The 13,993-nt window shown below is 50.8% G+C and carries 15 protein-coding genes; 8 read left to right on the top strand and 7 right to left on the bottom strand.

Annotation, left to right across the window (positions count from 1 at the left end; all coding sequences use genetic code 11):
* Window positions 1–96 precede the first annotated feature (96 nt).
* The 8 genes from AC2IBB_RS17695 (at window position 97) to AC2IBB_RS17660 (ending at window position 8,692) form a co-directional block, all read left to right on the top strand.
* Entirely contained in the window at window positions 97–4,440 is a 4,344-nt protein-coding gene (locus AC2IBB_RS17695) for an RHS repeat-associated core domain-containing protein (protein WP_486328090.1), read from the top strand.
* Window positions 4,437–5,027 (top strand): pentapeptide repeat-containing protein, encoded by a 591-nt coding sequence (locus tag AC2IBB_RS17690; protein ID WP_486328089.1) that lies wholly within the window; start codon window positions 4,437–4,439, stop codon window positions 5,025–5,027. The genes AC2IBB_RS17695 and AC2IBB_RS17690 overlap by 4 nt, the downstream gene beginning before the upstream one ends.
* 121 nt (window positions 5,028–5,148) lie before the next feature.
* Window positions 5,149–5,481, top strand: coding sequence for a hypothetical protein (locus AC2IBB_RS17685; protein ID WP_216740528.1), 333 nt, complete (start codon window positions 5,149–5,151; stop codon window positions 5,479–5,481).
* 457 nt (window positions 5,482–5,938) lie between these two features.
* Window positions 5,939–6,175, top strand: coding sequence for a hypothetical protein (locus tag AC2IBB_RS17680; RefSeq protein ID WP_486328088.1), 237 nt, complete (start codon window positions 5,939–5,941; stop codon window positions 6,173–6,175).
* 164 nt (window positions 6,176–6,339) lie between these two features.
* A complete protein-coding gene (locus AC2IBB_RS17675) occupies window positions 6,340–6,849 on the top strand; it encodes a hypothetical protein (RefSeq protein ID WP_486328087.1) in 510 nt (169 codons plus the stop codon).
* A gap of 163 nt (window positions 6,850–7,012) precedes the next feature.
* A complete protein-coding gene (locus tag AC2IBB_RS17670) occupies window positions 7,013–7,531 on the top strand; it encodes a hypothetical protein (RefSeq protein WP_486328086.1) in 519 nt (172 codons plus the stop codon).
* Window positions 7,532–7,614: 83 nt separating this feature from the next.
* Entirely contained in the window at window positions 7,615–8,205 is a 591-nt protein-coding gene (locus tag AC2IBB_RS17665) for a hypothetical protein (protein WP_486328085.1), read from the top strand.
* A gap of 136 nt (window positions 8,206–8,341) precedes the next feature.
* Window positions 8,342–8,692 carry a hypothetical protein gene (locus AC2IBB_RS17660; protein WP_486328084.1) on the top strand — a complete coding sequence of 117 codons (351 nt, stop codon included), beginning with the start codon at window positions 8,342–8,344 and terminating at the stop codon, window positions 8,690–8,692.
* A gap of 36 nt (window positions 8,693–8,728) precedes the next feature.
* Here the strand turns inward: AC2IBB_RS17660 and sctU are convergent, their stop codons facing one another.
* The 7 genes from sctU to AC2IBB_RS17625 form a co-directional block, all read right to left on the bottom strand.
* Complete coding sequence (sctU, locus tag AC2IBB_RS17655; protein ID WP_486328083.1) at window positions 8,729–9,766, bottom strand: type III secretion system export apparatus subunit SctU; 1,038 nt, start codon at window positions 9,764–9,766, stop codon at window positions 8,729–8,731.
* 65 nt (window positions 9,767–9,831) lie between these two features.
* Window positions 9,832–10,617, bottom strand: coding sequence for a type III secretion system export apparatus subunit SctT (gene sctT, locus AC2IBB_RS17650; RefSeq protein ID WP_486328082.1), 786 nt, complete (start codon window positions 10,615–10,617; stop codon window positions 9,832–9,834).
* Between the two features lie 36 nt (window positions 10,618–10,653).
* Window positions 10,654–10,941 carry a type III secretion system export apparatus subunit SctS gene (gene sctS / locus AC2IBB_RS17645; RefSeq protein WP_431689426.1) on the bottom strand — a complete coding sequence of 96 codons (288 nt, stop codon included), beginning with the start codon at window positions 10,939–10,941 and terminating at the stop codon, window positions 10,654–10,656.
* A gap of 86 nt (window positions 10,942–11,027) precedes the next feature.
* Complete coding sequence (sctR, locus tag AC2IBB_RS17640) at window positions 11,028–11,675, bottom strand: type III secretion system export apparatus subunit SctR (RefSeq protein WP_486328081.1); 648 nt, start codon at window positions 11,673–11,675, stop codon at window positions 11,028–11,030.
* Entirely contained in the window at window positions 11,662–12,855 is a 1,194-nt protein-coding gene (locus tag AC2IBB_RS17635; RefSeq protein ID WP_486328080.1) for a FliM/FliN family flagellar motor switch protein, read from the bottom strand. Before AC2IBB_RS17635 ends, sctR begins: the two co-directional genes overlap by 14 nt.
* The gene (locus tag AC2IBB_RS17630) at window positions 12,852–13,478 is read right to left on the bottom strand and encodes a type III secretion HpaP family protein (protein ID WP_486328079.1); all 627 of its coding nucleotides are present in this window, start codon (window positions 13,476–13,478) and stop codon (window positions 12,852–12,854) included. The genes AC2IBB_RS17635 and AC2IBB_RS17630 overlap by 4 nt, the downstream gene beginning before the upstream one ends.
* The gene (locus AC2IBB_RS17625; protein WP_486328078.1) at window positions 13,475–13,987 is read right to left on the bottom strand and encodes a type III secretion protein; all 513 of its coding nucleotides are present in this window, start codon (window positions 13,985–13,987) and stop codon (window positions 13,475–13,477) included. The genes AC2IBB_RS17630 and AC2IBB_RS17625 overlap by 4 nt, the downstream gene beginning before the upstream one ends.
* Between the last annotated feature and the right edge of the window lie 6 nt (window positions 13,988–13,993).

Here is a 13,993-nt window from a genome sequence, read left to right as displayed (position 1 = left end):
CGCGCCCGGTCGCCAATGCGGCCAGATTTTGTCGCTTTTCCAATTATCATTTGTCCGTCTCCGCCCCAGTGGCCTTTAACAAGGGATGTTTCCTGCATGCATTACCCCCGTCGCTTCCAAGTCAAACATCACTTGGATATCGTCACCGATGAGCTGACGCGCATTGAGTCGCCCACCACCGCCATTGGTTATATCGAGAAGTGTCTGAACGACGGAGACGGGCGCGGCAAAGATTTCGACTCGTTTATCGCCTCGCTGCAGGGAAGTCATTTCCTGTCCACCTCCAACAAGTTTCCCGGCCGCGCCGCGGCGGCGTTCAATAGCTGGCGCAACACCCTGATTCGCGAAGCGCGCCATGGCAATGTGTTGCTGGTGGTGGATAGCGCGGAAAAACCTTTCCATCCACTGATTATTGAGAAAGACAAAACGCTGACGCCGGGGCAGTCCAACACCCACGCCGCCACCCAGTTGCTGAATCGCCTGAAGCCGGTGAAAACGCCCTCGCCGAAACGTCCGGCGGGGACAGCTGCGGGCGGCGCGGCCGCCTCCAATCCCATGGCGGAAAGCCATCCGTCGTTCAACGGCAATGTGGGCTGGGCCAGCGTCCAGAGCGAAAAAACCAGCTACGGCGCGCCGCCGCCTCCTGCTTCGTCAGCGTCCAGTCCTGAAGAGACGTCCGTCAGCGACGCCAGCGGCCACAACGACAACGGCGACACGCAAACCGCCAACGATGAAGCCTGTGTCAGCGGCGATCCTGTGAGCATGATCACCGGCGAGGAACTGCTGGATCTGGTGGATTTCACCTTGCCCGGTCCCATGTCTTTAGTGTGGAAGCGCACCTACAAGTCTTCCAACAACCATCAGCGCGGCCTGGGCGTGGGCTGGACGCACCTGTTGTGCCAGACCCTGGAAGAAGACAACGGCCGCATCACCTTCACCACCGACGAAGGCCGTTATATCGACTTCCCGCGGCCTCTGATCGAACAGTCCAGCCGCAACGCGGCGGAGCGCATGACCCTGCACCGATTGGACGAGAACACCTACGCGCTGCAGCAGATGGGACAACCGGATAAAGTCTTTGTCGGCGGCAACGGCGCCTACCGCCTGGAAGCTCTGGTGGACGCCTTGGGCAATCGCATCGACATCGCTTACTGGCAGGACGTGGAAGGTTATGCGCGTCCCATCACCATCCTGCAAGCCAGTTGGGGACCGCGCCTGCATATTCTGCATAACGCCCAGGGGCTGATGTGCGAAATCCAGTCGATCCAGTCCAACGGCGCCGTCGCGACCTTGGCCACCTACGACTATGACGAACAGCAGGACCTGATTCGCGCCGCAGACCGGGCGGGCGCCAGCGAAACCTACGCCTACCGCCATCACGTCATCACCCGCCGCACCCTGAAAACCGGCTTCAGCTTCTATTTCGAGTGGAGTCAGTACAGCCCAAGCGGCAAGTGTCTGCGCCAGTGGGGCGATCGCGGCATTTACGATTACCGCTTTGAATGGGATACCGCCAATAAAGTCTCCCACGCCTTCGACAGCAACGGCGGCAAAACCACTTACTACTACGACCACCGCGGCAAGATTATCAAGGAAATCGATCCCGAAGGCGGGGTCACGCGCATGGCCTACAACAAACAAGGCCAGCTGATCGAGCATATCGACCCGGAAGGCGGCGTCACCCGTTACGCATACGATGAGCAGGGATTACTGACGCAACTGACCGACGCCACTGGCGCGTCTTACAAAATCCGCTACAACCACCGAGGCCAGCCGGTGGAGATGATCAATCCCCTGGGCCACAGCTGGCGTCGCGAGTACAACGGCCAAGGGCTGCTGACCTGCGTCACCGATCCCCTGGGCAACCAGACCCGCTACGCCTATAACGAACGCGGCCTGCCGCAGACCATCACCGACGCCGCCGGCAATGAAAAAACCTTCGTCTGGAATGCGCTGGCGCAATTAGTCAGCGAGAGCGTCAACGGCCGCCGCACCGAGTACCTGCTGAACGAAGACGGCGATATCGGCGCGGTTGTGGACGCGGACCAGCGCACCACCGAGTACGAATACGATCTGCTCGGCAACGTCACCCGCGTGCAGCATCCGGACGGCTCCGCCGTGCAGTTGCGCTACAACGCCAACAGTCAACTGACCCATTTTATCGACGCCGCCGGCCGCTGCACGGAATACGTATACGACGGCCTGTCCCAGGTGCGCAAAAAGATCGACGCCAACGGACAGGTATTTGAATACCTGTACGACAAAGAACGCAACCTGATCGGTCTGATCAATGAAAAGGGCGAGCGCTACAAACTGGGCTACGACCGCAATGAACGCCTGATCCGGGAGATCGGCTTCGACGGCCGCATTCAGGAGTACCAGTACAACCGCGCCGGGCATTTGATCTCTCATCTGGAAGGCGTCCACATCGACCTGCCGTCGGAACAGGCCAACACCACCCGCTTCAGCCGCGACCCCTTGGGCCGGCTGCGGGAAAAACACAGTCCGGATGGCGAGGTCAGCCAGTTCCACTACGATGCGGCGGGACGGCTCACTGAGGCCAGCAACCCCCACCGACAATTGCGCTTCGCCTACAACGCCCTGGGCCAGTTAACCGAAGAGCGTCAGGACCAGCACGTGCTGCGCCATGATTACGATCCCCTGGGGCTGCGCACGCAAACCCAGTTAGCGGACGGAACCCGGCTTAACTTCGCCTACGATCAGCATGGCCTGTTCTGCGAAGCCCGCTACAACGACAACCTGCTGACGCAAATCACCCGGGATGAGCAGGGGCGGGAAATCACACGCCAGCAGGGCGCACTGCAATCCCAGTACGAATACGACCTGATGGGCCGCCTGAGTCGCCATCGCGTCAACCATGAAGCCAACAAAACGCAACTGATCGACCGTCATTATCAGTACGACCACCATGGCAATCTGGCGTTGATCGACGATCTGCAAAGAGGCGCGACACGCTACCATTACGACGCCCTGGACCGCCTCAAGCAGGTGGAGAGCTACTGCAACGAGCAGTTCGACTTCGACCCGGCGGGCAACATCCTGAGCGGAGAAAGCGATAGCGCGGTGAAAAAAGGCAACCGCCTGCAATTCCATGGCGACCGCCACTTTGACTATGACGACGCCGGCAACCTGATCCGCGAACGTCGCGGCAAAGGCGGCAAACTGGAAACCCGCTACGTCTACAACAAGCAGAACCAGCTGATTGCGGTGGAGAAAGACGGCCAGCGCACCGAATACCGTTACGACGCCTTGGGCCGCCGTATCTCAAAACAGGACGCCTTCGGCCAGACGGAATTCCTGTGGAACGGCGACGTGCTGCTGTCCGAACAACGCCAGCACCTGCGCAAGCTCTACGTTTATGAACCGGACTCATTCCGCCCGCTGGCGTTCATTCAGGACGAAAAAGTCTACCACTACCACCTGGATCACCTGGGCACGCCCCAGGAAATGACCGACGCCGAAGGAACCCTGGTCTGGTCCGCCCGCTACAAGGCCTATGGCGCCCTGGCGTTACAAGACGTGGAAAGCGTCCACAACCCGCTACGCTTCCAGGGGCAATACTTTGACGAAGAAACCGGCTTCCATTACAACCGCCACCGGTACTATGATCCCCAAAGCGGCCGCTTCATCAACCAAGACCCCATCGGCCTCCTGGGCGGCGCCAATGCCTACCAATATGCGCCGAATCCGGTGGGATGGGTTGATCCGTTTGGGTTGACTTGTAAAGAAGATGGGAAAGGAATATTAGGAGCCATTGGCTCCTTCATTAAACGCCTATTTTCTTGGAACAACGGTAATAGTCACAAAGACGCGGCGATAAGCTCACCGCCCAATCCAATAGATAAGGGTGAAATTGCTAAAGAAATAAGCGACATTTCTGCATCTCAGAATGACGTATATATCAAAGACAAATTGGGCAATAAAATATTTATTGAGCCTGACTTTGGTCCAATACAGAGAGGATTGGCAATACCTGAAGGCATGACTGGACGTGAGTTTTTAGCAAAACTAAAGGCACAAGGAGGGGGGATACAAGTAGGAGATTTATTTGATATCGCGGTTCAAGTTGAGCCTAATACATTTCCAGACTTGAAGCATAGAAATGGGCTTACAGGAGCATCTGACTCTGAAGGTGTCGCACAGAAGTTTGCTTTGAGCGGCGGAGAAGCCGACCAAGGAGTTGTATTAACTCTTAGAGGAGAACCACATTATAATGTAGCTGACGCATATGAGAAGGCGCAAAGAAGCCAACCATTTTCCACAGAGCGTGAAAGCAGCATTAAACAAGGGTGGAGATGGGATAATGTTGTTGAAGCGGTGGTTGTAGAAAATAAAGGGGTAGGAAGATTTGGTGGTGAGGAACAATTAAAAATAAAGAAAGGCGAAATATTCACAAAAGAAGATCTGGATAAGTTATGACCTATAATGCTGATGTGTTTTTTGATCGATGGAAAAGCGAAAAAGGGCTTTTATACCTAAATCTAATTTTACAGAATTGTAGTAATGAGGATAAGTTAAGGGCGCTTGCTGAAAGTTTCTTTGGATTTAGTGAAGATTATATTGACCTAAGAGGAGTTACCTTTTCTGGTGTTGAGATTGATGGTGCGGATTTTTCCTACTGCGACCTAGCATTTAGTCAGTTCATTGATTCCAAAATAAAATATAGTTGGTTTGATCGTAGCAATTTTAGAGAGGCTTTTTTTAAGAATGTGAAATTCACAAAGTGTACCTTTGTGGACGCGATTTGTGATAACTCTTTAATAGATGGATGCATCTTTAAAGGAACATCTCTAAACGGAGCTTCTTTTGTTAATTCAAAGTTCAAAAGAATGACGATTGAAGAAGGAAATTTGATGTGGGCAAACTTTGCTGGATCAAGCTTTCACGACATAAAAATTCATGGTGAAGTTTGGTTGAAATCTTCTGTTTTGCCAGAATCAATTAGGCCTTTTTTAGAGAAGGAAGTTGAGAGCGACGCCTACTTGTCCCGTGTTAAGTGGGTATAGTTACAGCGATAAAATATTGCCAGTTGGGAGCAAAGTCGGCGAACAAAAAAAGCTTGTATTAAAATATGCAACGGACTCAAGATTAAATAAAAAATCTGGTGATGTTTAAATTAGTAAAGATATGAATAATGAGGATGCAATACGGTATGTCGAGAATGGGAAGCAGATTGGAGTTCAAAAGTTTTATAATGAAAACAAAAGTGAACTTATTGTCACGGCTGCCATACAGAAGCATGCAGGATCGTATAAAGCATTTTTGAGTGAGCTTGAGTACCTTCCAGAGAAAAGCTTTTTTGACGATGGCGGCGGAGATAATTATAGGATTTTTGAGTGTAAGATATTCTCAAGCTTAAGTGATGCACTGTTATTCATAAAAGAAAAGTCAGGTATATCTTTGGAGGAGTTATCTCCTAGAAAAGGAAAGCCTTATTTTTGCATATCCATTTTTTACTAGGGAACCTCTGAATAACTCATAGTTAAATCGGTTGAATCGAAAAGGACAGTTCAGAAATGCTCTCCTACCTCTTTAATATCGCATCAATTTTAAAGGCAATGTTGTTCTAGTCAGCCTGGCATAAATCAGAAATGCATACGAAAAAATTCAAAAAAATAGCACGTCACCTAAAAAATAAAAGAAACGTGGCCTACTCGGAAAGGATGCATTATTCGCCATCATCACCACCAATTTCAAAAGTCATAATAATTTCAAAAAAGAATAATATTTACATAGTTGATGTCATGTTGATGGATCTGTCGCTTGGCTATGACTCAGATGAAGTAATTTCTGAGTCCACAGCATCATTTTCTTCTTTAGAGGATGTGTCGAGTTTTATTGAAGAGAATCACTCGATTACATTGAGCTCTTTTGGTGTTTAAAAAATACACTGTTCAAACTGGATGGGGATGCAAAGATGATTGAAGATGAACTGTCAGAAAGGATAGAGCTATCACTATCATACTTGGCTCGCTGTTGGCGTAGCGCCAATATAAGTGGAAATGAAGAGGAAAAGAAAATAATTCAAGAACAATATCATGACTTATTTTCCTTCCTGGTTAAGTGGGACTGGAATGGCTACTTAGATCCAGACTCTCAGTTGCCCGAAAAATATATGCCGAAGGAGTTTTTAGAAAACGACAGGTATGGATGAAATGCCGGAGTAATGTGTGTAATAGCCGATATAGGCTGCTAGCATACATCCAGGGCGAGAAGGCCTCCCGCTACTACTTTGATCACGAGCGCACGGCAAGGAAATGACTGTTACCGAAGAAATCCAAGTCTGGTCTGCTCACTGTAAAGCTTTCAATGCCACAAATGAATAATGAAGATACTGATATTTCGAATATTTTCGATGCCATAATTGAGGGCCATATTAAGCGAGATGAAGCCGAAGGCGTTGATGTAATAAGGTACATCAACTATCCTGAGCTGATAATTGAAGGGTGTGCTTCGCTGAGCTACTTTTTTAGAGAGCTGGACTTAATAGAGTGGTCTCAAGCACTAAGGATGAAAGAGCTTTACAAGAAAACTAATATTACTTGCTTAAGCCAGATACGGATGCATCAAGTAGTACGTCAGAACTACCAAAAAGTAGACCTTGGAGAAAGCCGCATAGATGTAATAGAGGAAGTGCTTGGCGTAAGTTCTATAAGACTCAAGGAAGACCATGACTTCCTAGCTCAGATCCTGCTTGAACATACTTCGGGCGCCCAGGCTTGCATAATTTCATCAGCTAGGGACGGATTTCGCTCCTCATATTTGGAGTATGGAAATGGCTTCCCGTTGGAGGTACTTGGTGAGCTAGTTAGTGTGAATAGGGCTTAGATGAAAGTTTAAGTATCTTAAGCAAGTAGAGGAATGCATGCCTGCATATTTCAACATTATACTTCATCTCCCTGAGAATAATATTAGCAGAGAGTCTACGATCACGAGGTTTAATGAACTAATAACAGCCTCCGGTAAGATTAAGTTTGGAAATGAGTGTATATTGAGCGATCCTGATTTTGACTATGACTTTGAGTATACTGAGTCTGGCACTATATCAGAAGCAGCAGCTGCTTTATCTGGCTGGAAGCATTTGGGATATATTACATACCTGTATAATGACGCGATGATTCAGGTTGGATTTATGAGCTGCGATGGAGACGGCTCTATTCGGGGCATTGAGGTTATGATAGATGACTATCTTATACCCAAAAATGAGAACTCTGATATTGTCCTTTCCCTGGTGGGAGATATACAAGAAGTACATGCAAAACTGCCTGCTTCTCGGACATTGATGGCGTGGCAGGTTGAAGAGTGTGGATATGACTTTGAGAAATGTGTGTCTGATATTGACAGGCATGAAATTAATGGAGTCTATTGGCTTGATATCATTTCTTCAGAATTTGTAAATGAAGAACTGATTACGGTGCTTCAATCTAACCTTAAGGAAACAGGAAGAGTTACTCTGAATAATGATGGCTCGCTAACATTTATCAGATCTGGTAGCCCTTTTAATTCGTAATCACCCCTTCCTGCAAATCAAAATTACGGTGGTAATGGGTAGACTGCTGGTGTACCCGAGAAGGGGTGTCTAAGAGGCTTGCAATGGGTGAGATATATTGGAATTTGGGCGGTTTCAATATATTTATGGATAGTAAATATAAAGATCTATACCAAGTGGAGGACGATTTTTCTAATTTAATAGGTAGTGAAAATTTTAGCGGGCTCTCTGCCAATGACTGGTTTCTCGTTGACAAAGAAACTAAAGAGCTATCTTTTTTACTATTAACAGTTCCCTCTCTATTCTACCCTTTGCTAGATGAGGAAGTAGAGAGAGTTGGCGCGCTTTTTCCTGTGTTCCTCGAAGACTTGAATGCAGAAGGAATAGTTATTCCTATGCAAGAGAAGGCCTTTTATTCATACGAGAAGGATGTTCTTTTTGTAACTAATACGCGTGAGGGCGCATCGTATCTTGTGGAAATCTCGCAGGATTTTTATTTGGTCTTAGATAAATACAAAAAATATATCGGCTATTTTTTAAAAAATGCAAGCAGACATATTCCAGAATCTTCACCAAATATGTATCAGACAGGTTTTATGAATGCGTTACGTGAAATGCTTTTATTTTGTAATGATGATGCGTATGGGCTAATGGAAGGTGAATATAAGCAAACTCTAGCTTCATTAAAAGAATGAAACACGCGTTGTAAAGAATTAGAGAATAATGAGCCAAGGGTAAGTGAAATGGTGCATTTTTTAGAGAATGCACAGTATACATATCTACGATATAGATGTTGCCTGATTTTAATGCTTGCTATTCTGGGTTTTGAAAGTGAGAAAAATAGCTAAATATATACCAGTAAAAAAGTTGGCAAATGGAGAGTTGAAAAGCTTAGAGTTAGAGCACGATGGCTGCTCTATAACTATAGCGTCAAGTTTTATAGGTGGCTGCTCATTTTCAGGCAGTAATCTATTTGACAGCTTTAAAAAATTGAATGCCTATCTTCAAGTCAGTGGATGGCTTCCTCTATGCAATGGTGCACGGGGCGATGTGATGCTTTCTGGAGGGCTTGCCGATGTTTCCGGTGGCGCTATGCTATATGTGGATAATAAGGAAGAGGGATATCCATTAGTTTATATATTCGACAAAGCTCAAGAGAGCGATATAAAAGTCTTGGTGTGAGAGTTATATAGGGGTATCCAGAACTGTATTTTCGCCCTAACTCTCCAACCCAGCCACCCACTTCAACACTTCCGCCACCGGTTCTATCAACTCTGAAGGGATGTAGTTCTCCAGTTCGGCCTGGGCGTATAAAGCGCGGGCGAGGGGGATGTTTTCCATGATGGGGATGCCTTCTTTGGCGGCGATTTTCTTTACTCTTTGGGCGGTGGTGTTTTTGGCTTTGAGGATGACGGTTGGCAGGCTGCGTTTATCGCCGTCGTAGTAGATGCCGATGGCGATGTGGGTGGGGTTGGTGACGATGACGGAGGCTTTTTTGATTTGGCTGATCATGCCGCCGTCCAGCATTTCCCGGTGAATCTGTTTGCGTTGGCCGATGACTTCCGGGTTGCCTTCGGCGTCTTTGTATTCCCGTTTCACTTCATCCTTGGTCATGCGTAGTTGCTTTTGGTGTTCATGCTTCTGATAAAGAAAATCCAGCACCGCTACGATCACAAACGCGAACATCGACACCATCGCCAGCTGCAGCATCAGGTGGCCGATAAAGGGCATGATGCAGTCTGAGCCGCAGTGGGGGAGTTTGCTGATGTCGTTGAGATTGGCGGTGATCACCCAGTAGATCAGGATGGACAGGAACAGGATTTTTACAATGGACTTGAGCAACTCCACCAGGCTTCGTACTGAAAACAGCTTCTTGACGCCTTCCACCGGATCGATTTTCTTCAGATCGAACTTGATCGACTCCATGGCGAACAACGGGCCGACATGCCCGACATTAGCGACCACCGCAGTGACGATCACCAACAGGATAAAAGGGAGCAGGATGTCCAGACTCTTCTCGAACACGCCATTCAGCACCGCCTGCAATGCTTCCCCGAAAGGCTGACCGTAGAAGCGTGGGGGCAAATCGATCAGGCTTTGCAGCGCTTCCACCAAACCATAACCGGAAGCGAACAGCAGTCCGTACATGGCGATCATCATGGCGGTGGACACCAGCTCCTTACTGTGCGCCACCTGACCCTTTTTACGGGCGTCGCGGAGCTTTTTCGGGGTGGGCTTTTCGGTCTTTTCACTCATCGCTATGGTCTTCTTACATTTATCTGTATGGGTGGTCGTGAAGGCTTACGCTAACTGAGGGTCGATCAAGACAAGAGGTTAAACAGCGGTTGCAGCAGACCGTCGATATCTGCCAGCAGCTCGCTGAAATAGCGGATTACAAAGCCTGCGTAGACGCACAGCAGCGCCAGTCCCACCGCGCTTTTTAGCGGCATCGCCAGGATGAACACGTTCAGTTGCGGCGCGAAGCGGCTGATCAGCGCCAGGCCAAACTCGGTCAGGAACATCACGATCACCACCGGCGCGCCCAGCAGGACGGTAAGTCGCATCAAGGTGTCCAGTTGCGCCAGGAAGAAACCAGGGCCGTCCAGTGAGAGAGAAGGGAAAAATGCAAACACAGGCCAGACCGCGTAGCTCTTGTACAGCACATAGAGCATCAGCAGAAAAGAACCGCTGATAAAGAACAGGGTGACCAGGGACTGCGTCAACAGAATGCCCAGCGGCGATGTTTGTGACCCAGACAGCGGATTCAACGCGCTCGCCATCGTCGCGCCGCGCTGGTTATCAATAAAAAAGCCCACCGATTCAATGGCCCAAAACGGCATCACCAGTACAAATCCCATCGCCAGGCCAATACCGACTTCTTTGACGATGATCAACAGCAGATGCAGTCCGTCCAAAGTCTGGGCGTCCATACCATGCTCGACAAGCGGATAGGTGATGAGGGAAAAACTGGCGACCACGCCGTTGCGGATCATCGCGTTGCCCAAAGACTGCTTGGACAGAAACGGCAGCATCATAAACATCGCCAGCATGCGCGCGGACGACATAAAGAACACAAACAACGTGTGGGAGATCAGTTCAATATTCATCAGTCGATCTTCGCTCGCATCGGTTCTTGGTTTGCATCAACCAGCCACATCGGGAATGGCGTCGAACACCAGCACTGTGTACTGGTACATCTCGATGCCGAGCCAGCGCGCGGTCAGGTAAAGCGTAGCGACGATGGCCACCAGTTTCACGGCGAACCCCAGGGTCTGCTCCTGGATCTGCGTCACCGCCTGCAACAGGCTGACCAGCACGCCGGTAAAGGTCGCCACCAGGATCGGCGGCATGGAAAGAATCAGCACCAGCATCAGCGCTTCCGTGGTGTATTGAATAACGTCGGCTTCGGTCATAGCTTCACTCTCTGTCATCCGGTTTTATCGGCCTCTAATCAAACGCTTGTCCGTACTTGAGTTCTTTCTGCGGCGGTTCTGTGTATGGGATGAATGGCTGCCGGCTATTGATAGGCGAGCACCAGTCCATGGATAAGACGCGTCCATCCGTCCATCAGCACGAATAACAACAGCTTGAAGGGCAGGGAGATGGTCATGGGGGAGACCATCATCATGCCCATGGCCAACAGGATGTTGGAGATGATCAGGTCAATCGCCAGGAAGGGCAGATAAATCAGAAACCCGATTTCAAAGGCGCTGGTGAGTTCGCTGGCGGTGAAGGCGGGAATCAGCACAAAAAAGCTGTCTTTTTCCAGGCCCTTTGCGACGTCTTCCGGCCAGATTTCCGCCGCCGTCTCATGAAAAAACGTCTGCTCATCCTCCGAGCCGTGTCGTTGCAGAAACGCCTTGTAAGGCTGCGAAGCGGTGTCTATGAGCGCTTTCAACTCCTGCGTATTCTCCAGGGAGATCGGCTGGCTGCTGAGTTCGTTGTAGGCGCTGATGCCCACCGGCGCCATGATGTAGGCGGTCAGGATGATGGACAGCCCGTAGAGCGCCATGTTCGGCGGGATCTGCTGAATGCCTAAAGCGTTACGCAGTAACCCTAAGACTACGGCGATCTTCACGAAGGACGTAGCCATCACCGCAAAGAACGGGATCAGAGCGATGCCCGCCAACCCGAGGGTCAGGTAAAAAGGATCAGGCAACGTCATGCTCATTCTCCTGTTCTTTCTGTTGTTCGCTCTCCTGTATAGGCCCAGTCTCAGCAGAGACGGCAGGCGTGAGCGACAAGCGTGTGATGCGGGCGCCGATCTGATCGCCTACCTGCACCAGTTCGGCCTCCGCGATGGCCTGACCCTGAACCAGCAGCGTGACGGCGCCGGATAAAGGCTTGTCGAGGGCGATCGTTTGACCGGGCGCCAGATACTGAATCTGGCTAAGGGTGGCGGTGCGGCGGGCGACCTCAAAGACCACCTCAACGGGAAGGTCATGCAGCGGCTGCAACGGTGCGTCGTTGTTGGGAGTCGTTGTGTGTGTCATAGGTTGATCCGTGTTGATATGGGTGAGAGTGATGTCCTGACGCTGCAATGTCCCGTAGCCTAAACGCCTGTCGCAGACGTTAAGCGCGACGGAAAAAACGCCAACGGCGGGTGAATCGCCAATTGGATTGATCAAGGCCGGCGGCAGTAGAACCATGTCGTTCAACTTCAATTGGCGGAGTTCGTCATAGGTGAGTGTGGGACCATCGATGCACGCGCTGAGCGCCAGAGGCAGGTGAGTGATGGCCAGCGTCGAAGACGATTGCGACCCGTGGCGTGGCCACCTTTTCTGTACCAAACCGAAAGCGTCCTGCGCCAGATCGAGGGTCTCATGAGAAAGGGCGATCGACGCCCAACCTGTTTGGCGACCATAAACGCACCGACAAAACAGGCTGACGGAACCCTGCTCCTGAACAGGCGCGGGTAGCATCGTCTCGACCTCTATGTGCAAGCCGCTGGCCGCGGATATCTGATCGATCAATGGCGCCAGCGCAGCCTGCAACAACGCCAGTTGCAGCATTTCCGGGATTTTCTCAAACGGCAGCGACGCCAATGTTCCGTCTTCGGGCTGGCCTGCACGCTCGTCTAACGCTGAAAGCAGGGCGTCCAGAAGGCGTTGGTCGAAGCGTAACAACGCTGAAGATTGATCAAGTCGAAGTCGTACGCCGAAGGCGAGAGGACGAGTTTCTTTTGCTGCGGCGAACTGCACTTCAAGCGGCGTCGCCGCCAGTTCAAATATGGTTCCTGCGCCAATAGGAAATAACGACTGCAATCGAAGCGCTACCGGGTCTACCTGGGGAAGCGCCAATCGCTGCATGGCGACGGAAGCTGCTTGTATACGCAAGGCTGTCACAGCGGCCTCCCGATATATTCGGCAGACTGGGAAGAGGCGTCGACCATCGAATCCGTATCGCGTCCATGCACAATGTCCACTTTGACCTTGACGCCGTCTTGTCCGTAACGACGTTGCAATGATTGCTGCAGGCTCGCCCGGCTCTGATGCAGTTGCTGATAACTGGCGGCCGCGGCGGTGGCGAACTGCACCGTCAAAACGCCGTCCACTTTGGCGATGCGCAGCATGGTCTCCGGCAGTTGCGGGCTTTTCAGGTCCATTCTGACTTCTTGCAGCCCAGCCGTTTCGGAACGCTTCACGTACATCTGGTCAACCAGCTTCGCCACCAGATCCGCGAGTTCCTCCGTCGGCGAAGTTGGCGTCGCTGCGTTTGTCATGGCGGGTTTATAGCGGGGATCATGCAATGGCGAGAGATAACCGCCTTGCAGTAAGTGAGCGGCTTCGTTTCCCTGATCGGAACGTTCCTGTTCCCTTTGTTCAAATTGTTCAAACTGCCGCTGAAAACGCGCTAACGCCTCTTCGTCCACCATTGGTTTTCTCTGCTCATCGCTGCGAAATTTGGGCGCACCAGGTTGCTCTTTTGCGGCGGTCCTGATTTCCCCTTGCGGGCGCTGCGCATTCATATTGACGCCTCCATCCCCAAACCGAAACCCGCAGTAGCCCCGGCGGGAAATCGAAGGCTGTCCGCCTCCATTTCTTCCGCCTGCTGCTCTTCAAAACGAATGCGGTTCTGCTGTAGCGCTCCCTGGAATTCCTCGGCCAGAATGGCGAACTTTTCCTGCGCTTTTTGCGCTGCTTTTAATTGATCCAGTGCGGCTTGCAGTTTTTGTTCGGCGGCGGCTTCTTCCGCTTGAATCTGTTTGAGCTGGACCGCCAGGTCGTTACTTTGAACTTTGAAATACGCCACCCGACTGTTGTAGTCGTCCACCTCTTGCAGGCTGGCGGGTTTACCGGCCAATTCCGCAAACAGGCGGTCGCTTTCGCGGCGACGCCATTGCTGGAAATCGGTGAATGCGTGAGCGGACTGACTTCTGCGCTCACGCAGGTCTGACAGTGCGATTTCGAGGCTTTTGACCTGTCTGGCCTGACGGTTTGTCCGGTGCTGTTTGATTTCGGCGGTGCTGGCGATCATGGCTGA

The organism is Hahella sp. NS-SX17, from assembly GCF_057367735.1.
The sequence above is the reverse complement of the archived record's forward strand: the minus strand, read 5'-3'. Positions and strand labels throughout refer to the sequence as shown.

Excerpts from the sequence above, each read along its gene's own strand:
- sctT (WP_486328082.1), bottom strand. The coding sequence starts at position 10,617 with ATGAATATTGAACTGATCTCCCACACGTTGTTTGTGTTCTTTATGTCG.
- sctS (WP_431689426.1), bottom strand. The coding sequence starts at position 10,941 with ATGACAGAGAGTGAAGCTATGACCGAAGCCGACGTTATTCAATACACC.
- sctU (WP_486328083.1), bottom strand. The coding sequence starts at position 9,766 with ATGAGTGAAAAGACCGAAAAGCCCACCCCGAAAAAGCTCCGCGACGCC.
- AC2IBB_RS17695 (WP_486328090.1), top strand. The coding sequence starts at position 97 with ATGCATTACCCCCGTCGCTTCCAAGTCAAACATCACTTGGATATCGTC.
- AC2IBB_RS17675 (WP_486328087.1), top strand. The coding sequence starts at position 6,340 with ATGAATAATGAAGATACTGATATTTCGAATATTTTCGATGCCATAATT.
- AC2IBB_RS17625 (WP_486328078.1), bottom strand. The coding sequence starts at position 13,987 with ATGATCGCCAGCACCGCCGAAATCAAACAGCACCGGACAAACCGTCAG.
- AC2IBB_RS17690 (WP_486328089.1), top strand. The coding sequence starts at position 4,437 with ATGACCTATAATGCTGATGTGTTTTTTGATCGATGGAAAAGCGAAAAA.
- AC2IBB_RS17630 (WP_486328079.1), bottom strand. The coding sequence starts at position 13,478 with ATGAATGCGCAGCGCCCGCAAGGGGAAATCAGGACCGCCGCAAAAGAG.
- sctR (WP_486328081.1), bottom strand. The coding sequence starts at position 11,675 with ATGACGTTGCCTGATCCTTTTTACCTGACCCTCGGGTTGGCGGGCATC.
- AC2IBB_RS17665 (WP_486328085.1), top strand. The coding sequence starts at position 7,615 with ATGGGTGAGATATATTGGAATTTGGGCGGTTTCAATATATTTATGGAT.
- AC2IBB_RS17680 (WP_486328088.1), top strand. The coding sequence starts at position 5,939 with ATGATTGAAGATGAACTGTCAGAAAGGATAGAGCTATCACTATCATAC.
- AC2IBB_RS17685 (WP_216740528.1), top strand. The coding sequence starts at position 5,149 with ATGAATAATGAGGATGCAATACGGTATGTCGAGAATGGGAAGCAGATT.